14 protein-coding genes and 2 pseudogenes are annotated in these 20,508 nt (G+C 70.6%); 9 read left to right on the forward strand and 7 right to left on the reverse strand.

Features of this window, described 5'->3' with window-relative positions; genetic code table 11:
* The 5 genes and pseudogenes from B351_RS17800 to B351_RS0109420 all read left to right on the forward strand — a co-directional run.
* A pseudogene (locus B351_RS17800) lies at positions 1 to 338 on the forward strand (transmembrane repetitive protein); the annotation flags it as partial.
* A 69-nt stretch (positions 339 to 407) separates the two neighbouring features.
* Positions 408 to 1,536, forward strand: a protein-coding gene (prfB, locus tag B351_RS0109405) for a peptide chain release factor 2 (RefSeq protein WP_125076298.1) whose coding sequence is annotated in 2 segments (ribosomal slippage) — positions 408 to 482 and positions 484 to 1,536 — 1,128 coding nt in all. Because the reading frame shifts where the segments join, the coding sequence is not laid out codon by codon here.
* A 124-nt stretch (positions 1,537 to 1,660) separates the two neighbouring features.
* Positions 1,661 to 3,187: a lysine--tRNA ligase gene (gene lysS / locus B351_RS0109410; protein WP_019398786.1), complete on the forward strand. Its 1,527-nt coding sequence runs from the start codon at positions 1,661 to 1,663 to the stop codon at positions 3,185 to 3,187.
* A 111-nt stretch (positions 3,188 to 3,298) separates the two neighbouring features.
* Positions 3,299 to 4,369, forward strand: coding sequence for an HD-GYP domain-containing protein (locus B351_RS0109415; RefSeq protein ID WP_019398787.1), 1,071 nt, complete (start codon positions 3,299 to 3,301; stop codon positions 4,367 to 4,369).
* Entirely contained in the window at positions 4,362 to 6,557 is a 2,196-nt protein-coding gene (locus B351_RS0109420) for an ATP-binding protein (RefSeq protein WP_019398788.1), read from the forward strand. The genes B351_RS0109415 and B351_RS0109420 overlap by 8 nt, the downstream gene beginning before the upstream one ends.
* Positions 6,558 to 6,619: 62 nt before the next feature.
* On the opposite strand, the gene B351_RS0109425 is transcribed toward B351_RS0109420, so the two are convergent.
* Positions 6,620 to 7,486 carry a crotonase/enoyl-CoA hydratase family protein gene (locus B351_RS0109425; protein WP_019398789.1) on the reverse strand — a complete coding sequence of 289 codons (867 nt, stop codon included), beginning with the start codon at positions 7,484 to 7,486 and terminating at the stop codon, positions 6,620 to 6,622.
* Between the two features lie 170 nt (positions 7,487 to 7,656).
* Positions 7,657 to 9,363, reverse strand: a complete 1,707-nt coding sequence (locus B351_RS0109430; RefSeq protein ID WP_019398790.1) for a long-chain fatty acid--CoA ligase — start codon at positions 9,361 to 9,363, stop codon at positions 7,657 to 7,659.
* A 92-nt stretch (positions 9,364 to 9,455) separates the two neighbouring features.
* Here B351_RS0109430 and B351_RS0109435 point away from each other — a divergent pair, with 92 nt between their 5' ends.
* On the forward strand, positions 9,456 to 9,926 hold the full coding sequence (locus B351_RS0109435; protein WP_232207917.1) for a nuclear transport factor 2 family protein: 471 nt from the start codon (positions 9,456 to 9,458) through the stop codon (positions 9,924 to 9,926).
* Positions 9,927 to 9,989: 63 nt separating this feature from the next.
* Here the strand turns inward: B351_RS0109435 and acnA are convergent, their stop codons facing one another.
* The gene (gene acnA, locus B351_RS0109440) at positions 9,990 to 12,743 is read right to left on the reverse strand and encodes an aconitate hydratase AcnA (RefSeq protein WP_019398792.1); all 2,754 of its coding nucleotides are present in this window, start codon (positions 12,741 to 12,743) and stop codon (positions 9,990 to 9,992) included.
* A gap of 185 nt (positions 12,744 to 12,928) precedes the next feature.
* On the opposite strand from acnA, the gene B351_RS0109445 reads away from it, so the two are divergent.
* From B351_RS0109445 to acnB, 3 genes and pseudogenes are all read left to right on the forward strand, one after another.
* Positions 12,929 to 13,159: an AbrB/MazE/SpoVT family DNA-binding domain-containing protein gene (locus tag B351_RS0109445; RefSeq protein ID WP_019398793.1), complete on the forward strand. Its 231-nt coding sequence runs from the start codon at positions 12,929 to 12,931 to the stop codon at positions 13,157 to 13,159.
* A complete protein-coding gene (locus B351_RS0109450; RefSeq protein ID WP_019398794.1) occupies positions 13,156 to 13,554 on the forward strand; it encodes a type II toxin-antitoxin system VapC family toxin in 399 nt (132 codons plus the stop codon). The genes B351_RS0109445 and B351_RS0109450 overlap by 4 nt, the downstream gene beginning before the upstream one ends.
* A 37-nt stretch (positions 13,555 to 13,591) precedes the next feature.
* Positions 13,592 to 16,182 (forward strand): annotated as a pseudogene (gene acnB / locus B351_RS16565) (bifunctional aconitate hydratase 2/2-methylisocitrate dehydratase).
* Between the two features lie 127 nt (positions 16,183 to 16,309).
* Here the strand turns inward: acnB and B351_RS0109460 are convergent.
* From B351_RS0109460 to B351_RS0109475, 4 genes are all read right to left on the reverse strand, one after another.
* On the reverse strand, positions 16,310 to 16,897 hold the full coding sequence (locus tag B351_RS0109460; RefSeq protein ID WP_019398795.1) for a DUF2939 domain-containing protein: 588 nt from the start codon (positions 16,895 to 16,897) through the stop codon (positions 16,310 to 16,312).
* 3 nt (positions 16,898 to 16,900) lie between these two features.
* Positions 16,901 to 17,587 (reverse strand): DUF2461 domain-containing protein, encoded by a 687-nt coding sequence (locus tag B351_RS0109465; protein WP_019398796.1) that lies wholly within the window; start codon positions 17,585 to 17,587, stop codon positions 16,901 to 16,903.
* On the reverse strand, positions 17,584 to 19,023 hold the full coding sequence (gene sbcB, locus B351_RS0109470) for an exodeoxyribonuclease I (protein WP_019398797.1): 1,440 nt from the start codon (positions 19,021 to 19,023) through the stop codon (positions 17,584 to 17,586). The genes B351_RS0109465 and sbcB overlap by 4 nt, the downstream gene beginning before the upstream one ends.
* Before the next feature lie 73 nt (positions 19,024 to 19,096).
* Positions 19,097 to 20,479 carry an NAD(P)/FAD-dependent oxidoreductase gene (locus B351_RS0109475; protein WP_019398798.1) on the reverse strand — a complete coding sequence of 461 codons (1,383 nt, stop codon included), beginning with the start codon at positions 20,477 to 20,479 and terminating at the stop codon, positions 19,097 to 19,099.
* Between the last annotated feature and the right edge of the window lie 29 nt (positions 20,480 to 20,508).

Raw genomic sequence — 20,508 nt, forward strand, 5'->3', positions numbered from 1 at the left:
GCGACAGCGATGCCTGGACCCGCGAGCGCATCGAGCAATCCGGTACCTGGCTCAAGCGCCCGCCGTACGACTACGAGCCGACCAGTTTCGACCGCTACTGGGTGCCGAACGAGTCGCTGCTGGCCGAATGGGTGCGCAAGGGCATCAAGTCGGTGGCGATCCCGATCCCGGGCACCAACGGCAAGCGGATCACCTGCGTGGTCTCGCTGCTGCAGCTGGGTGGCGGCTGCGGGATCAGCGACCCCAACCTCAACGAGCAGGCGGCCGAGGCGCGGCCACCGCCGGACGTTCCGTTCAAGCCGGAGCTGCAGGAGGACAACGGCAGCGTGCGCCCGTGAGCCGCCTGCTGGGCCGCGCCCGGCATCCTGCTAGAATCGGCGACCGCTTTTCACCTGCCAGTTGCCGCCATGATCGAGCTCAATCCCGTCCGCCAGCGCATCGCCGACCTTACCGGTCGCGTGGTCTCGCTACGGGGGTATCTTTGACTACGACGCCAAGAAAGAGCGTCTGGAAGAAGTAAACCGCGAACTGGAGCTGCCCAACGTCTGGGACGACCCGGAGCGTGCGCAGGCCCTGGGCCGCGAGCGCGCGATGCTGGACAAGACCGTCGGCGGCATCGCCGCGGTGCTGGAGGGCCTGGAGGGCTCCACCGAACTGCTCGAGCTGGCCGAGAGCGAGCAGGACGAGGAGACCGCCCTGGCGGTGGTGGCCGACGTCGACCGCTATGAGAAGGAGATCGAGAAGCTGGAGTTCCAGCGCATGTTCTCCGGGCAGATGGACGGCGCCAACGCGTTCGTCGACATCCAGGCCGGCGCCGGCGGCACCGAGGCACAGGACTGGGCCGAGATGCTGCTGCGCATGTACCTGCGCTGGTGCGAGTCGCGCGGCTGGAAGACCGAGCTGCTGGAGGTCTCCGGCGGCGACGTGGCCGGCATCAAGTCCGCCACCTTCCGCGTGGAAGGCGAGTTCGCCTACGGCTGGCTGAAGACCGAGACCGGCGTGCACCGCCTGGTGCGCAAGAGCCCGTTCGACTCGGACAACCGCCGCCACACCAGCTTCACCTCGGTGTTCGTCAGCCCCGAGGTCGACGACAAGATCGACATCGAGATCAACCCGGCCGACCTGAAGACCGACGTCTACCGTTCCTCCGGCGCCGGCGGCCAGCACGTCAACAAGACCGAGTCGGCGGTGCGCATCACCCACGTGCCCAGCGGCATCGTGGTGGCCTGCCAGACCGAGCGCAGCCAGCACGCCAACCGCGACCGCGCGATGAAGATGCTGGCGGCCAAGCTGTACGAGCTGGAGCTGCAGAAGCGCAACGCCGAGAAGGACGCGGTGGAGGCCACCAAGTCCGACATCGGCTGGGGCAGCCAGATCCGCAACTACGTGCTCGACCAGAGCCGGATCAAGGACCTGCGCACCGGCATCGAGCGCAGCGATACCCAGAAGGTGCTGGACGGCGACCTGGACGAGTTCGTCGAGGCCAGCCTCAAGGCCGGCCTGCAGGTCGGCGCCAAACGGACCGACGCGGCCTGAGGCCGCGGCCGCCGCGCCGCGCGCCGATCCGCGTCCGCATCCTCCCCCGACGACCGGCCCGGCCGCCACGCGCGCCGGGCCGCCCAGAACCCAGGCGCGCCCCGCGCCACGTCCGGTCCAGAGCATGAGCCAGTCCAACGAAACCACCGCCGTCGCCCCCGCCGACGAGAACCACCTGATCGCCGAGCGCCGCGCCAAGCTCGCCGCCCTGCGCGAGCGCGGCATCGCCTATCCCAACGACTTCAAGCGCGCCGACTACGCCGGCGACCTGCAGGCCGAATTCGCCGACGCGGAGAAGTGGGCCGCCGAGGCCCTGGAGGCGCTGCCGCGCAAGGTGGCCCTGGCCGGCCGGCTGATGGCCAAGCGGGTGATGGGCAAGGCCAGCTTCGCCCAGGTCATGGACGAGTCCGGCCGCATCCAGCTGTTCCTGCAGGCCAACGCCCTGGGCGAGGCCTACGAGGCGTTCAAGTCGTTCGACGTGGGCGACATCGTCGCGGTCGAGGGCGGGCTGACCCGCACCCGCACCGGCGAACTGTCGGTCAAGGCCACCTCGCTGCGGCTGCTGGTCAAGTCGCTGCGCCCGCTGCCGGACAAGTGGCACGGCCTGGCCGACGTGGAGCAGCGCTACCGCCAGCGCTACGTCGACCTGATCGTGACCCCCGAGGCGCGCGACGTGTTCGTCAAGCGCAGCAAGATCATCCGCGCGATCCGCTCCTGGCTGGACGAGCGCCGCTTCCTGGAAGTGGAGACGCCGATGATGCACTACATCCCCGGCGGCGCCACCGCCAAGCCGTTCATCACCCACCACAACGCCCTGGACCTGCAGCTGTACCTGCGCGTGGCGCCGGAGCTGTACCTCAAGCGACTTGTGGTCGGCGGCCTGGAGCGGGTGTACGAGATCAACCGCAACTTCCGCAACGAGGGTGTGTCGACCCGGCACAACCCCGAGTTCACCATGCTCGAGCTGTACGAGGCCTACGCCACGTACCACGAGATCATGGACCTGACCGAGAACGTCATCCGCGACACCGCACAGGCGGTGCTGGGCACCACCGAGGTGGAGTGGGAAGGGCAGAAGATCGACCTGGGCCCGCGCTTCCGCCGTTGGCGCATGGACGAGGCCGTGCGCCACCACAACCCGGAGATCAGCGCCGCCGACTGCACCGACCGCGAAGCCCTGCTGCGCCACTGCGAGCGCCTGGGGATCAAGGTCAAGCCGGCCTGGGGCTGGGGCAAGCTGCTGCTGGAGATCTTCGAGGCCACGGTCGAGCACCACCTCGTCCAGCCGACCTTCATCACCGACCACCCGGTGGAGGTCAGCCCGCTGGCCCGTGCCTCGGACACCGAGCCGGGCTACACCGACCGCTTCGAGCTGTTCATCAACGGCAAGGAGCTGGCCAACGGCTTCTCCGAGCTCAACGACCCCGAGGACCAGGCGCGGCGCTTCCAGGCCCAGGTCGCGGCCAAGGAGGGCGGCGACGACGAGGCCATGCACTACGACGCCGACTACATCCGGGCCCTGGAATACGGCATGGCCCCGACCGGCGGCCTGGGCATCGGCATTGACCGCCTGGTGATGCTGCTGACCGGCAGCACCTCGATCCGCGACGTGCTGCTGTTCCCGTACATGCGCCCGGGCCAGCCCGGCTGAGCCCCCGCGCGCCGCCGGGCGCGCGCCAATTCCGCTTGCGCCGGCGTGGATGTCGCACCCGCCGGCGCCGCGTTATGCTGCAAGCCGGATCAAGGGCGGGACGCGCAGGCCTTGGACATCGCCATCGTCGACGACCAGGCATCGGCACGCACGATGCTGCGTCACATCATCGAGGACATCGCCCCGGAGCTGAAGGTCCACGACTTCGGCGACGCGCGCCAGGCGCTGGCCTGGTGCGAGGACCACCCGGTCGACCTGCTGTTGCTGGACTACCGCATGCCGGGCATCGACGGGCTGGAGTTCGCGCGCCGCTTCCGGCGCCTGCCGCGGCACCGCGACATCCCCATCATCCTGATCACCGTGGTCGGCGACGAGCCGATCCGCCAGGCCGCGCTCGAGGCCGGGGTGATCGACTTCCTGGTCAAGCCGGTGCGCCCGCGCGAGCTGCGCGCGCGCTGCCACAACCTGCTGCAGCTGCGGCAGCAGGCCGAGACCGTCAAGCAGCGCGCGCTGTCGCTGGAGCAGCGGCTGCTGGCGAGCATGCACGAGGTCGAGGAACGCGAGCGCGAGACCCTGTCGCGGCTGGCGCGCGCGATCGAGTTCCGCGACGCCGGCACCAGCTCGCACCTGGAACGCATGGCGCGGGTGGCCTCGCTGATCGCCGAGGCGCTGGGCCTGCCCGAGGACGAGGTGAAGACGATCGAGGCGGCCGCGCCGCTGCACGACATGGGCAAGATCGCGATCCCGGACTCGGTGCTGATGAAGGCCGGGCAGCTGACCGAGGAGGAGCAGGCGATCATGCGCCGCCACCCGCGGATCGGCTACGAGCTGCTGGCCGACAGTCCCAACCGCTTCATCCAGGCCGGCGCGCTGATCGCGCTGCGCCACCACGAGCGCTGGGACGGCAGCGGCTACCCCGACGGGCTGGCCGGCGAGGCGATCCCGCTGGAGGCGCGGATCGTGGCGGTGGCCGACGTGTTCGACGCGCTGATCTCGCGCCGTCCCTACAAGGAGGCCTGGAGCATCGACGCCGCATTGGCCTACCTGTACGCCCAGCGCGGCCGCCTGTTCGACCCGGCCTGCGTGGACGCGCTGCTGCGCGCGCGCGAGCGCCTGCTGGACATCTGCGAGCAGTTCTCCGCCGCCTCGGCGCGGCCGCTCGGGGAGGCCTCCGGTGCGTAACTCGCTGGAATGGACCAGGCAGCGCCTGTCGGGCCGGCCGGACAGCGAGCACGGCCAGGCCCTGGTGCGCGTCGCCCTGATCCTGCTGATCCTGTGCTACGTGCTGCTGCCGTCCTCGCGCAGCGGCCTGGATGCGGAGCAGTACCGCGACGTGCTGGCGATCGTGCTCGGCGGCCTGGCCCTGAGCCTGGCGATCTTCGGGGCGCTGCTGGCGCGACCCGGCCGCTCGGACCTGCGCCGCGCGGTGGGCATGCTCGCCGACTACGGCTTGATGGCCGCCGGCATGATCCGCATGGGCGAGCCGCTGGCCTGGGTCTACATCGTGGTGATGTGGGTGACCGTCGGCAACGGCCTGCGCTACGGCCACCGCTACCTGCTGGCGGCGGTGGCCATGGCGGTGGCCAGCTTCGGCTCGGTGCTGTGGTTCACCGAGTTCTGGCACCAGGTGCGCGCGCTGGGCCTGGGCCTGCTGGCCGGCCTGGTGGCCGTGCCGATGTACCTGTCCAGCCTGCTGCGCCAGCTGACCCGCGCCACCGAGGAGGCGCAGCGCGCCAGCGAGGCCAAGAGCCGGTTCCTGGCCAACATGAGCCACGAGTTCCGCACCCCGCTCAACGGGCTGGCGGGCATGACCGAGCTGCTGTCGACCACCCAGCTGGACGGCGAGCAGCGCGAGTGCGTGCGCACCATCCAGGCCTCCACCCGCAGCCTGATGGGCCTGGTGGAGGACGTGCTGGACATCTCCGCGATCGAGGCGGGCAAGGTCAAGCTCAACCCGGAGAATTTCTCCCCGCGCGAGGCGCTGGACTCGGTCGGCCTGATCCTGCGCCCGCAGGCGCGGCAGAAGCAGCTGGAGTACCTGGTGGTGGTCGACGACGCGGTGCCGCAGCAGGTACGCGGCGACGCCGTGCACCTGCGCCAGGTGCTGCTCAACCTGGTCGGCAACGCGGTCAAGTTCACCGATGCCGGGCGGGTGCGGGTGGACGTGACCGTGGCCGGGGTGCAGGAGGGCGGCGGCGTGCGCCTGCGCTTCGTGGTCAGCGACACCGGCATCGGCATCCCCGAATCCATGCGCGGCCGCGTGTTCGAGGCCTTCGAGCAGGCCGACGCCAGCCTGGCGCGCCGCTACGGCGGCACCGGCCTGGGCACGACCATCGCCCGCGGCCTGGTCGAGGCCATGGGGGGCAGGATCGGCTACGAGAACCTGGAGCCGCGCGGCAGCCGCTTCTGGTTCGAGGTGCCGTTCCAGCCGGCCACCGCCGCCCCGCTGCGCCCCGCGGTGCTGGAGGAGGGCGGCCAGGACGTGGCTGCCGGCGACGGCAAGGTGATCGCCTTCGCCGACCCGTTCCTGCGCCACCGCGCGCGGGTGCGCAGCATGCAGGTGCTGGTGGCCGACGACTACGAAGCCAACCGCATGGTGCTGCAGCGCCTGCTGCAGAAGGCCGGCCACCGCGTGACCTGCGTCGCCGGCGGCGAGGAAGTGCTCGAGGCCATGGCCGAGCGCGACTACGACGTGGCCATCGTCGACCTGCACATGCCCGGCCTCAGCGGCCTGGACCTGCTGCGCCAGCTGCGGGTGATGCAGGCCGGCGGGGTCACCCAGACCCCGGGGGGGGTGCTCAGCGCCGACGTCACCCCCGAGTCGATCCAGCGCTGCGAGAAAGCCGGTGCCTACGCCTTCCTGGCCAAGCCGGTGGCCGCGGCGCGGCTGCTGGACGTGCTGGCAGACGTGGCGCTCCGGCGCGGTCGCCGCGCCGGAGCGGGCGGTACCGGCGCGCGCGAGGAGCGTCAGCCGGCGGCGGCCGGCGGCCCCGGTGCCGTGCTCGATCCCTCGGTGCTGGACGAACTGGCGGCGATGGGCATGGGCCTGGCCTTCGAGCAGGAGTTCATCCGCCACTGCCTGAGCGACGCCGAGGGCTGCCTGGCCTCGATGCAGCAGGCCGGCGAGGACGCGGACTGGTCGCGGCTGCGCGACCACGCGCACGCGATCAAGGGCGTGGCCGCGAACATGGGCCTGGTGCGGGTCGCGGAACTGGGCGGGGTGTTGATGCGCCTGCCGGAATGGCAGATGCGCAACGAATGGCGCGAGCACCTGGCGCGACTGGTCGAGGCCCTGGCCCAGGGCCGGCAGGCGCTGGATGCCCGGGTCGCGGCCCGCGATGGCGGCGCCCGCGACCGCGGGGACAGCTGAGGGGCAGGGCAGCGGCGGCTGGCGTGGCCCGGCATTGCCGGGCCGGCCGCCACCCGGCTGGCTCAGCCCCCGGCCAGGCCGGCCCGCCGGGTCTGGGCGCGGACGATCCGCTCCATGGTCCGCAGCGACTTGTCGCCCAGCTGCAGCGCGGTGTCCACCCAGACCTCGGTGATCCGCAGCAATTCCTCGTAGCCGACCGGCTGGCCGATGCCGCGCACCGCGTTCATCGCCAGGTGCGCGTGCGGCGCGCGCTGGTGCTGGCGGATCAGGTCGCGCACCGCGGCCTCGCCTTCGCCCTTGGGCACCAGCACGTCGACCACGCCCAGCCGGTACATCTCCTCGCTGCTGTAGACCTCGCCGCTGAGGATCATGCGCTCGGCCTGGCGCGGGCTGACCCGCTTGCACAGGAAGGAGTAGGCGCCCATGCCCGGGAACAGCCCGAACAGCACCTCGGGCAGGCCCATGCCCACGCCTTCCTCGGCGACGATGGTGTGGCAGGCCAGGGCCATCTCCAGGCCGCCGCCCAGGGCATCGCCCTGGACCAGGGCCACGGTGTGCACGTCGCCGCCGAACCCGGTGTGCACGTGGTGCACGCCCTCCACGCAGCGCTTGGCATAGGCCAGCAGTTGCGCGCGGTCGCCGGCGCGGATCAGGCGCATGAACAGGTCCAGGTCGCCGCCGAGGTTGTAGGCGGAGGCGGCCGAGGCCAGCACGAAATGGCGCAGGCGGCCCGGGACCTGCTGCTCCGGCGGCAGGGTCATGGCGCTCATGTAGCGCCACATGTCCTCCAGCATCTCGAAGCGGCAGCAGGGACGCACGCCGGTGTGCGCGTCGGCATGCATGTAAAGCCAGTGGGCACTGCCGTCCGCCGGGCCCTCGACGCGAATGGTGGGGTATTCGGCGACGTGCAGCTTCTCGATGGTGGTCATGGCCAGTTCTCCGGGTAGGGGTGGTGGACGACGGGCGACGCCGCCCGTACGCGCCGATCCTACCGGCACCGCCGCCCCGGCGGCCGCGGCCGGGCAAAAGAAAAGGCGCGCCCCCCGGGGGCGCGCCTGGTGCGGTCCGGGACGGGCGGGGCCCGCCGGGCTTGCCAGCCTCAGTGCGTGGCCGCGGCTTCCGGCTTGCCGGCCGGGGCCTGGTCGCGCAGTTCCTTGCGCAGGATCTTGCCGACGTTGCTCTTCGGCAGCTCGTCGCGGAACTCGATGTGGCGCGGCTGCTTGTACCCGGTCAGGGCCTGGCGGCAGTAGGCCTTGATGTCCTCGGCCGTCAGCGCCGGGTCCTTCTTGACCACGAACAGCTTGACCGCTTCGCCGGAACGCTCGTCCGGCACGCCCACGGCGGCCACCTCGAGCACGCCGGGCATGGCCGCGACCACGTCCTCGATCTCGTTCGGGTACACGTTGAAGCCGGAGACCAGGATCATGTCCTTCTTGCGGTCGACGATGTAGACGAAGCCCTTCTCGTCGATCCGGGCCATGTCACCGGTGCGCAGCCAGCCGTCGGCGTCGATGGCCTTGGCGGTCTCCTCCGGGCGCTGCCAGTAGCCCTTCATCACCTGCGGGCCCTTGATGCACAGCTCGCCGATCTCGCCCAGCGCCACTTCCTTGCCGTCCTCGTCCTTGATGCAAACGTCGGTCGAGGGGATGGGCAGGCCGATGGAGCCGTTGAACTCCTTCAGGTCCAGCGGGTTGATGCAGGCCGCCGGCGAGGTCTCGGTCAGGCCGTACGCCTCCACCAGGGTCACGCCGGTGACCTTCTTCCAGCGCTCGGCCACGGCGCGCTGCACCGCCATGCCGCCGCCCAGGGTGATCTTGAGCTTCGAGAAATCCACCTCGTCGAAGCCGGGCGTGTTGAGCAGGCCGTTGAACAGGGTGTTGACGCCGGTGATCGCGGTGAAGCCGGAAGTCTTCAGCTCCTTGACGAAGTTCGGCATGTCGCGCGGGTTGGTGATCAGGTGGTTGAGGCCACCGAGCTCCATGAACACCAGGCAGTTCGCCGTCAGCGCGAAGATGTGGTACAGCGGCAGGGCGGTGATGATCACCTCCTCGCCGGGGCGCAGGTCGTTCGGCCGCAGCCAGGCCGAGGCCTGGCACATGTTCGCCACCAGGTTGCGGTGGGTGAGCATGGCGCCCTTGGCCACGCCGGTGGTGCCGCCGGTGTACTGCAGGAAGGCGATGTCCGACGGATTGATGTCCACCTGCGGCAGCGCGTGGCGCTTGCCGGCGGCCAGCGCGTCGCGGAAGCGCACCGCGCCGGGGATGTCGTACTCGGGCACCATCTTCTTCACGTACTTGAGCACGAAGTTGACGATGGCGCCCTTGGGGAAGCCCAGCATGTCGCCCAGGCCGGTGGTGATCACCTGCTTCAGCGGGGTCTCGGCCAGCACTTCCTGCACGGTGTGGCCGAAGTTGTCGACCACCACGATCGCCGCGGCGCCGGCGTCCACCAGCTGGTGCTTGAGCTCGCGCGCGGTGTACAGCGGGTTGACGTTCACCACGGTCAGGCCGGCACGCAGGATGCCGAAGGTCGCGATCGGGTACTGCAGGCAGTTGGGCATCATCAGGGCGACGCGGTCGCCCTTCTTCAGGCCCAGCTCGCCCAGCAGGTAGGCCGCGAACTGGGTCGCCAGCCGGTCGACCTCGGCGTAGGTCAGTGTCTTGCCGAAGTTGCGGTAGGCGGGGCGGTCGGCGTAGCGGGCGACGGTCGCGTCGAAGACCGCGGCTACAGACCGGTACTGGTCCGGATCGATTTCAGCGGGCACGCCTTGCGGATAGCTCTGCAGCCAGGGGCGATCCGGATTCATTGAGCTCCCTCCCGAGGAGTAGTCTTGCGTCTGCATCAGTTCTGCCACGCCGTGGGTCATGCCGGCGTCCGCTGCGGAGCATACCGTTACGGATGGAAAAGTCGAAGCAGATAGTGCCTATCAATCGATCCGCAAGCCCCGCGTGGCGGGCCCTGGCGCTGCTCCTGCTGCTGTTTCCGGCCGCCGGCTGCAGCCGGGATCCACCGGAAGAACGCTTGCGGGACACGCTTGTGCGGATGCAGCAGGCACTCGAGGAACGGGCCCCGGCGCGGTTCATGGAGCACGTGGCCGCGGACTTCGTCGGCAATGACGGGGTCGATCGTGATGCACTGCAGCAGGCCGTGCGCGCGCAGGTCCTGGCCAACCAGCGTATCGGCCTGGTGCTCGGGCCGGCCGAGGTGGAGATGCGCCAGGGCAGCGCAACCGTACGGTTTTCCGCGCTGGCGACCGGAAGCGGCGGACGCTGGCTGCCCGAGCGCGGCGGCAGCTGGGACGTCACCACCGGCTGGCGCGAGGAGGGCGGCGACTGGCGCCTGCACTACGCCCGCTGGGAGCGGCGCTGAGCCCCGCGGGCCGCCCGGGAAGGGAAAAGCCCCGCATGCGCGGGGCTTTTTCGTGGCGGCGGCTCAGGCCGCCTTGCGGGTGGCCAGCTGGCGCAGCACGTACTGCAGCAGGCCGCCGTGCCGGAAGTACTCCACTTCCTTCGGGGTCAGCAGCAGCACGTGGACCTCGAACTCCACCACGCGGCCGTCGGCCTTGCGCGCGGTGACCTTCGCGCTCTTGCTGGCGCCATCCTGCAGGCCGGAGACGTCGAACACCTCGGTGCCGTCCAGGCCCAGCGACTGCGCGTTCTGGCCGTCCTTGAACTGCAGCGGCAGCACGCCCATGCCCACCAGGTTCGAACGGTGGATGCGCTCGAAGCTCTCGGCGATCACCGCCTTGACCCCCAGCAGGTTGGTGCCCTTGGCCGCCCAGTCGCGCGAGGAACCGGTGCCGTACTCCTTGCCGGCGATCACCAGCAGCGGCGTGCCCTCGGCCTTGTAGCGCATGGCCGCGTCGTAGATCGACATCTTCTCCGGCGGGTTGGAGCCGAAGTAGAGGGTGTTGCCGCCTTCCTCGCCGCCGAAGAACAGGTTCTTGATGCGGATGTTGGCGAAGGTGCCGCGGACCATGACGTCGTCGTTGCCGCGGCGGCTGCCGTAGCTGTTGAAGTCCGCCGGCTGCACCCCGCGCGACTGCAGGAAGCGGCCCGCCGGCGAGTCCTTCTTGATGTTGCCGGCCGGGGAGATGTGGTCGGTGGTGATCGAATCGCCGAACAGGCCCAGCACCCGCGCGCCGTGGATGTCGCCGATCGAGCCGACCTCCATGGTCATGCCCTCGAAGTACGGCGGGGTCTTGATGTAGGGGGAGGACTCGTCCCAGGCGTACAGCTCGCCGTCGGGCGATTCGATGGCGTTCCAGCGGTTGTCGCCCTTGAACACGTCGGCGTAGTTCTGCTTGAACATCTCCGGGCCGATGGTCGAGGCGATGACGTCGCCGATCTCCTTGCTGCTGGGCCAGATGTCGCGCAGGTACACCGGCTGGCCGTCGCTGCCGGTGCCGATCGGCTCGGAGGTCAGGTCGATGTCGGTGGTGCCGGCCAGGGCGTAGGCCACCACCAGCGGCGGACTGGCCAGGTAGTTCATCTTGACCTCGGGGTGGACGCGGCCCTCGAAGTTGCGGTTGCCCGACAGCACCGAGGTGACGACCAGGTCGCCGGCGGCGATGCCGGCGCTGACTTCCGGCGGCAGCGGGCCGGAGTTGCCGATGCAGGTGGTGCAGCCGTAGCCGACGATGTAGAAGCCGACCTTCTCCAGTTCCTCCAGCAGGCCGGCCTTCTGCAGGTAATCGGTGACCACGCGCGAGCCTGGACCCAGCGAGGTCTTGACCCAGGGCTGGCGATTGAGTCCGCGCGCGGCGGCGTTGCGCGCCAGCAGGCCGGCGGCGACCATCACCGCCGGGTTGGAGGTGTTGGTGCAGGAGGTGATCGCGGCGATCACCACCGCGCCGTCCTTGAGCTTGACCTGCTGGCCGTCGATCTCGATGTGGGCCACGCCCTTGTGCAATGCCTCGTTGCCGACCGCGGCGGTCCCGCCCTCGGCGATGAAGTCGGCCACCTCCGGGGCGCGGCGGTCGCGGTTGGCGGTCAGCAGGGCCACGTTCTCGCGGTAGTTCTGCTTCATGTCGCCCAGCAGGACGCGGTCCTGCGGGCGCTTGGGGCCGGCCAGCGAGGGGCGCACCTCGCCCATGTCCAGCTCCAGCACCGAGCTGTAGCTGGCGTGCGGGCTGTCCGGGGTGTGCCACAGGCCCTGGGCCTTGGCGTAGGCCTCCACCAGGGCGATCTGCTCCTCGCTGCGGCCGGACAGGCGCAGGTAGGTCAGCGACTCGGCGTCGATCGGGAAGATGCCGCAGGTGGCGCCGTACTCCGGGGCCATGTTGCCGATGGTGGCGCGGTCGGCCAGCGGCAGGTGCTGCAGGCCATCGCCGAAGAACTCGACGAACTTGCCCACCACCCCGTGCTTGCGCAGCATCTGGGTGACGGTCAGCACCAGGTCGGTGGCGGTGGAGCCTTCGGGCAGCTTGCCGGTGAGCTTGAAGCCGACCACCTGCGGGATCAGCATCGAGGAGGGCTGGCCGAGCATGGCCGCCTCGGCCTCGATGCCGCCCACGCCCCAGCCCAGCACGCCGATGCCGTTGATCATGGTGGTGTGCGAGTCGGTGCCGAACACGGTGTCCGGATAGGCCCAGGCCTCGCCGTCCTTCTCGCCGGTCATCACCACCCGGGCCAGGTTCTCCAGGTTCACCTGGTGGACGATGCCGGTGTTCGGCGGCACCACGCGGAAGCCCTTGAACGCCTTCTGGCCCCAGCGCAGGAAGGCGTAGCGCTCGCGGTTGCGCTCGAACTCGATGCGGCCGTTGATGTCCAGCGCGTCGGGCTTGCCGAACACGTCGACCTGGATCGAGTGGTCGATCACCAGCTCCGACGGGATCAGCGGGTTGATCTGGCTGGCGTCGCCGCCGAGCCTGACCACCGCGTCGCGCATCGCGGCCAGGTCGACCACGCAGGGCACGCCGGTGAAGTCCTGCAGGACCACGCGCGCGGGCATGAACGCGATCTCGGTGTCCGGCTCGGCCTTGGGATCCCAGGTCGCCACGGCCTCGATGTGCTCCGGCAGCACCGTCACCCCGTCCTCGTGGCGGAGCAGGTTCTCCAGCAGGATCTTCATCGAGTAGGGCAGGCGGGCCAGGTCGAAGCGCTCGCCCAGCCGGGGCAGGCTGGCATAGGTGTACGACTTGCCGCCTACGTCCAGGCGGCTGCGGGTGGCGAAGGAATCGCGCATTGCGGGCTCCTCTGGCTGGTGCCGCCGGGGGAGGCGGCTGAAGGTTTCAGCCGGTCATTATTGGCCGGCTGGCATGACAGGACTGTCTTCGCGGGGCCATTGTCGGACAATGCCGGTACGACGGATTGAGTATGCATGAAATGGTATGTATCATGTCCGCATACCGTCAGGCGGAGATTCCACCCATGGAAGCGACCGTGGCCGAACGCGGCCAGATCACGCTGCCCAAGCCCGTCCGGGACGCCCTCGGGCTGACCAAGGGCACCCTGCTGAAGGTGGAGCTGGACGGCAGCCGCATCATCCTGCGCAAGAGCGTGGATGACGCCATTTCCCGCGCCCGCGGCAAGTTCGCGCTGGACGGCTTCGAATCGTCCACCGAGGCGGTGGAGCGCCTGCGCGACGAAGGCGGGGCATGATCGCCGTCGACTCCCCGGTCCTGATCGAGCTGCTCAGCGACGGCCCCCGCGCCGACGCGGTCGAGGCCTGCCTGCGCCAGGCGCTGGTGGGCGGCCGCGTGGTCGTGTGCGGCACCACCCTGGCCGAGCTGTGCGCCGCCCTCCGGGGCGGCGCCGAGGTCCAGGAGGCGCTGGAGGAGATGGGCATCCACTTCAGCGCGCTGGAGGCCAAGTCCGCGCTGCGCGCCGGCGAGATGCACCGCCGCCACCGCCAGCGCGGCGGCCGCCACCGCGGCATCGGCGCCTTCCTGGTCGGCGCCCACGCGCTGCTGCAGTGCGACGGCCTGGTCACCTGGAACGACGCCTTCTACCGCGATTACTTCAAGGGGCTGCGGCTGATCGTGCCGCAGGCCTGATTCGCCACCGCTTTCCGTTACCACTCCGGAGTTGTCCATGTTGGAAGCCTATCGCCACCACGTCGCCGAGCGCGCCGCCCTCGGCATCCCGCCGCTGCCGCTGAGCGCGCAGCAGACGGCCGAGGTCATCGAGCTGCTGAAGAACCCGCCGGCGGGCGAGGAGCAGTTCCTGGTCGACCTGCTCACCCACCGCGTGCCGGCCGGCGTCGACGACGCGGCCAAGGTCAAGGCCTCCTACCTGGCGGCGCTGGCCTTCGGCAGCGAGAAGAACCCGCTGATCTCGCGCGAGCGCGCCACCGAGCTGCTGGGCACCATGCTCGGCGGCTACAACGTCTCGCCGCTGATCGAGCTGCTGGACGACACCGTCGTCGGCACCATTGCCGCCGAGGGCCTGAAGAAGACCCTGCTGGTGTTCGACCAGTTCCACGACGTGGAGGAGAAGGCCAAGGCCGGCAATGCCAACGCCAAGGCCGTGCTGCAGAGCTGGGCGGACGCGGAGTGGTTCACCAGCCGCCCGGAAGTGCCGGAGAGCCTGACCATCACCGTGTTCAAGGTGCCGGGCGAGACCAACACCGACGACCTGTCGCCGGCCCCGGACGCCACCACCCGCCCGGACATCCCGATGCACGCCCTGGCGATGCTGAAGAACAAGCGTCCGGACGCGCCGTTCCAGCCGGAAGAGGACGGCAAGCGCGGCCCGATCGGCGAGATCCTCAAGCTCAAGGAGAAGGGCCACCTGGTCGCCTACGTCGGCGACGTGGTCGGCACCGGTTCCTCGCGCAAGTCGGCCACCAACTCGGTGCTGTGGTGGACCGGCGACGACATCCCGTACATCCCGAACAAGCGCGCCGGCGGCGTGTGCCTGGGTGGCAAGATCGCCCCGATCTTCTACAACACCATGGAAGACGCCGGCGCCCTGCCGATCGAGCTGGACGTGTCGAAGATGGACCATGGCGACGTGGTCGAGCTGCGCCCGTACGAGGGCAAGGCGCTGAAGAACGGCGAGGTGATCGCCGAGTTCAAGGTCAAGAGCGAGGTGCTGTTCGACGAGGTGCGTGCCGGCGGCCGCATCCCGCTGATCATCGGCCGCGGCCTGACCGCCAAGGCCCGCGAGTCGCTGGGCCTGGCCCCGTCGACCCTGTTCCGCCTGCCGCAGCAGCCGGCCGACAGCGGCAAGGGCTACACCCTGGCGCAGAAGATGGTCGGCCGCGCCTGTGGCCTGCCGGAAGGCAAGGGCGTGCGCCCGGGCACCTACTGCGAGCCGAAGATGACCTCGGTCGGCTCCCAGGACACCACCGGCCCGATGACCCGCGACGAGCTGAAGGACCTGGCCTGCCTGGGCTTCTCGGCCGACCTGGTGATGCAGTCGTTCTGCCACACCGCGGCCTACCCGAAGCCGGTGGACGTCAAGACCCACCACACCCTGCCGGAGTTCATCTCCACCCGCGGCGGCGTGTCCCTGCGCCCGGGCGACGGCGTGATCCACAGCTGGCTCAACCGCATGCTGCTGCCGGACACCGTCGGCACCGGCGGCGACTCCCACACCCGCTTCCCGGTGGGCATCTCGTTCCCGGCCGGTTCGGGCCTGGTCGCCTTCGCCGCGGCCACCGGCGTGATGCCGCTGGACATGCCGGAGTCGGTGCTGGTCCGCTTCAAGGGCCAGATGCAACCGGGCGTCACCCTGCGTGACCTGGTCAACGCCATCCCGCTGTACGCGATCAAGCAGGGCCTGCTGACCGTGGCCAAGGCCGGCAAGAAGAACATCTTCTCCGGCCGCATCCTCGAGATCGAAGGCCTGCCGCAGCTGAAGGTGGAGCAGGCGTTCGAGCTGTCCGACGCCTCGGCCGAGCGCTCGGCCGCCGCCTGCACCGTGCGCCTGGACAAGGAGCCGATCATCGAATACCTCAACAGCAACATCGTGCTGCTGAAGAACATGATCGCCGAGGGCTACCAGGACGCCCGCACCCTGGCCCGCCGCATCCGCAAGATGGAGGAGTGGCTGGCCAACCCGCAGCTGCTGGAGCCGGATGCCGACGCCGAGTACGCGGCGGTGATCGAGATCGCCCTCAACGAGATCGTCGAGCCGATCGTGGCCTGCCCGAACGACCCGGACGACGTGAAGACCCTGTCCGAGGTCGCCGGCACCAAGATCGACGAGGTGTTCATCGGCTCGTGCATGACCAACATCGGCCACTTCCGCGCCCGGCCAAGCTGCTGGAAGGCAAGCGCGACATCCCGACCCGCCTGTGGGTCGCGCCGCCGACCAAGATGGACGCCTCCGAGCTGACCAAGGAAGGCCACTACGGCACCTTCGGCGTGGCCGGCGCGCGCATGGAAATGCCGGGCTGCTCGCTGTGCATGGGCAACCAGGCGCAGGTGCGCGAGGGCGCCACGGTGTTCTCCACCTCGACCCGCAACTTCCCCAACCGCCTGGGCCGCAACACCAACGTGTTCCTGGGCTCGGCGGAGCTGGCGGCGATCTGCTCGCGCCTGGGCCGCATCCCGACCCGCGAGGAGTACCTGGCCGACATCGGCGTGATCAACGAGAAGGGCGCCGAGATCTACCGCTACATGAACTTCGACCAGATCGAGGAGTACCGGAAGACGGCCGAGACCGTGGCCGCCTGATCCATCCGGCAGCCGCAACCGCGAACGCCCGGCCCCGTGCCGGGCGTTCGCTTTTTGCGGGTCCGCGCGAGCCGGCCCGCGGATCCGCGGCGGCGAGCCCGATCCGCACCGGAAGGGGCGGGACGCGTCAGCCCGGCGGCGTGGCCGGATCCCCCGGCAGGCGGATGTCCACCAGGCGCCAGCGCAGGCCCTGGCGCTGCAGCTCCCAGACGCTGGTGGTGCCAGGCGCGTGGCGCACGGTGACCGTTGCCCGCGAAAGTGACTCGTAGCGCAGGCGTGCGTCGTGCAGCGGCCGCGCCGGCTCCACCGACCAGGCTTCGCCGGGACCGCGGTCGCGGCCGCCCAGCCGCTGCCACAACACATGGCCCTGCAGCAGCGCGGCCACGCCTTCGGGCGTGGCGGCCAGCTCGATGCCTGCACCAGCCAGGCTGCCGGCGGCGGCCACGGCCAGCGCGCCCAGCGGATGCGAAGCCAGCCCGGCGCCAGCCGCGCGCGCCAGCCGGTCCTGGACCTGGGCGCGCAGGTTGGCCTGCAGTTGCGGGAAGTCGACGTGGCGGGCGAGGGCGACGGTGTCGCGCCGTTCCAGCGCATCGGCGATGCCGCGCACGGCCAGCCAGGGCCCGGCGGCGATCCACGCCGCCAGCAGGAGCAGGGCGGCCACGGCCGTTGCCGGCAGCAGGGCCCGGCGACGCCGGCGGTGGCTGGAGGCGGGCATGCGTCAGAACTCCAGGTCCAGCGCCGCGCAGAGGTAGTCCATGAACGGACCCAGCGCGGCCAGGTCCTTCTCCAGGGTCGCGCGCAGGCGCGGGCCGGTCATGGTGGCGTCCTCCAGCGGGCGCCAGAACACCCAGTTGCGGTGGCGCAGGTCGTCGATGAACTCGAACTCCGCGGGGAAGCCGCGCGGCGTGCGCACCAGCATCTCCGAGTGGTCGAGGTCGAAGCGGCGGCGGAAGGCAGGATCGTGCGCGGCGCGGCGCCAGGCGCCGGGGTTGTCGAAGATGAACTGGCGGACCCTGCGCTGGGTATCCGGCTCGGGGTGCCAAAGGCCGGCGCCGACGAAACTCTCGCCGGGCTGCAGGTGGATGTAGAACGACGGCGCCGCCACTTCGCGCCGGCGCTCGTGGAACAGGCGCGCGCCCTGCCAGGTCTTGTATGGCGACTTGTCGCTGGAAAAGCGCGCGTCGCGGTGGATGCGGAACAGCGAGCCGCCCACCGGGCGCGGGTCGGCGCGGAAGTGCGGGCTGATCGCGGCCAGTGCCGGCTGCAGGTCGGCGACCAGGCGCAGGAACGGCTGGCGCACGTGCTCCTCGTAGTCGGCGCGGTGCGCCTGGAACCAGGCTTTCTCGTTGTGTCGCGCCAGGCCGCGCAGGAAGCGCAGGCTGGCCTCGCTGAAGTAGCTGCTCATAATCCGTCCTGCAGTGCGCGGCCCCAGGCTTCCAGCTGGTCCAGCAGCACCAGGCGCTGGCCGTCGCCGGCATGGGCCGCGCGCAGCGTGGCGATCTCGGCGTAGAACGTGTCGAAGGTGTACTCGGACAGGCCGCTGTCGGCCTGCAGGCGCAGGCGCCGGTAATCGTCCCAGCGGCTGCGCTCGTCCGCGCCGAGGGTTTCCGGCCAGTTGCGGGCGCGGTAGCGGAACAGCAGCTCCGGCAGGCGCGGATCGCGGAAATCGAAGGCGCGGTGGCCCAGCTCGGTCGGGGCGGTGGCGCGCACCTGGGTGCACAGGCGGCGGTCGCCGTCGCCGCAGAAGCCCGAGTACAGCGAGCCGTCCACGTCCTCCTGGCCGGCCTCGCGGGTGCCGGCATAGACCTGGCGGGCCTTCTCGGCTAGCTCCGGGCCGTGCGCGCGCAGGCGCGCGGCGCGGGCCAATACCTGGTCAGGGTCGATGCCCAGGCGCTGGAAGTCCGGCGCGCGCAGGTGCGCCCACGGCACCAGCATCGGCGAGCGGTTGAGGTGGACTTCCTTCAGCGGCACCCGCGCCACTCCCGGCGGCAGGTCGGCCACCGGCGTGTACAGGCGGTCGGCGATCTCCTCCGGGCCTTGCTCCAGCAGCGCGTCCACGTCGCCGTCCAGGTCGAACACGATCACCCGGTTGTTGATGTGCGGGTGCACGGCCAGCGGCAGCACCACCGCCGCGCACAGGCGCGCGGCCGGGTAGCGCTGGGACACGTGCAGCACCGGCTGCATGGCGAAGGTATCCAGCAGGCTGGCGGCATGGCGCTTGTCGCGCAGGCGCAGGGCGTAGTCCCACAGGCGCGGCTGCGCGCGGCGCAGCAGCCGGGCCATGCCGATGGTGGCGAACACGTCTGACAGCGCCTCGTGGGCATCGCCCTCGCGCACGTCGTTGGCCTCCGCCAGGTGTTCGAGCCGGAACGAGGTGGCGCCGTCCTCGCGCTTCGGCCAGGCGATGCCGTCCGGGCGCAGGGCGTGGGCCAGGCGCAGCACGTCCAGCAGGTCCCAGCGCGAATTGCCGCCGCGCCACTCGCGCTCGTACGGGTCGAAGAAGTTGCGGAACAGGGTGTGGCGCACGAACTCGTCGTCGAAGCGCAGCGAGTTGTAGCCCAGGGTGCAGGTGCCCGGGCGCGCCATCTCCTCGACGATGCGCGCGGCCGCCTCGGCCTCGCTGATGCCTTCGCGCGCGGCCTGTTGCGGGGTGATGCCGGTGATCAGGGTGGCCGTCGGCGAGGGCAGCAGGTCGTCGGCCGGCCTGACGAACAGGCTGATCGGCTCTTCCACGACCTGCAGCTCGCGGTCGGTGCGCACGGCGGCGAACTGGGCGATGCGGCTGCGGCGCGGGTCGGCGCCGAAGGTCTCCAGGTCGTAGAACAGGAAGCTGTCGGTCATGGTGCCGGTATTGGACGCGGCGCGGCGCCATGCCGCAAGCCCGCGACGCCGTCGCGGCGCGTGCGGCGCCGGCTCAACGCGCGCCTTCCAGCTCGGGCAGCTCGGCGTGGATGCGCCGCGCCAGCGCGTCCCAGTCGATGCCGGACAGGTCGCTGCGCCCGGCGGTGGCTTCCACCAGGATGCGCCGCTGCAGCTGGCTGCGCGCGTGCGCCAGCGCGTACGGGACGCGCATGAAGGTGACCATGGTGTAGTGCGGGACGAAGCGGGTGGGATGGCGCGCCTGCAGGGCCTGCTCCAGCTCGCGCTGCAGCAGGAAGTCCGGGTCGTCCACCCGGTCGCGCATCTCGATGTAGTTCTCCAGGGCCATGGCCTGGATCGCCGCGGCGTTGGGCTTGCGCTCGGCCTCGAACGCGGCGAACGCGTCCTCCAGGGTGGCGTGCCGGTCCATCGCCTCGGCCAGGGCCACGCAGTCCTCGAACGCGCAATTCATGCCCTGGCCGTGGAACGGCACCATGGCGTGCGCGGCGTCGCCCAGCACCACCGCGCGCCCGCCCATGTGCCAGGTGTCCAGGTACAGGGTGCCGAGCAGGCCCGGCGGGTGGTTCTCCCAGTCGCGCTCCAGGTCCGGGATCAGCGGCAGGGCATCGGGGAAGTCGCGCTGGAACAGGGCGCGCACCTCGGCGCCGCTGCGCACGCTGGCGAAGCACGGGTCGCCGCTGCCGGGCGCGGCGTGGTTGGGCAGGAACAGGGTGACGGTGAAGGTGCGCTCGTCGTTGGGCAGGGCGATGCACATGTAGCGGCCGCGCGGCCAGATGTGCAGGGCGTGCGGCTCGATCATGAAGCCGCCATCCGGCGCCGGCGGGATGGTCAGCTCCTTGTAGGAGTGGTCCAGGAACTCGGTGCGCTCGCCGATCCCGGCGCGGCGGACCATCTCCGCGCGCAGCGCCGAGCCAGCGCCGTCGGCACCGATCAGTACCTGGAAGCGGATGTCGTGCGGCTGGTCGTCGCGGTCGTCGATCAGGCGCGCGTAGCCGGCGTCGAAATCCACCGTGTGCAGGCGGCGGTGGAAGTGGATGCTGGCCCCGGCGCGCTCGGCCGCCTGCAGCAGGGTCATGTTGAGGTCGGCGCGGTGCACCGACCAGATCACCTCCGAGTCGTCGCGGCCGTAGCGCTGCAGCATGGTGCTGCCGTCCAGCGCGTGCACCATGCGCCCGCGCATCATCACCGCCTGGCGCATCACCGCTTCCTCGACCCCGGCCACGCGCAGGGCGTGGCGGCCGCGCTCGGCCAGGGCCAGGTTGATCGAGCGGCCGGATTCGTAGCCCTTGATCCGCGGGTCGCCGCGGCGCTCGTAGATGGTGACCTTCCAGCCGCGCTGCGAGAGCAGGATCGCCAGCAGGCAGCCGGCCAGGCCGGCGCCGATCAGGGTCAGGGAGCGGGAATCGTTGCTGTCCAAGCGGGGGGATTCCTGTGCATCCGCGCGCG

It is taken from the genome of Pseudoxanthomonas sp. GW2 (assembly GCF_000283075.1).
Lineage (GTDB): Bacteria > Pseudomonadota > Gammaproteobacteria > Xanthomonadales > Xanthomonadaceae > Pseudoxanthomonas.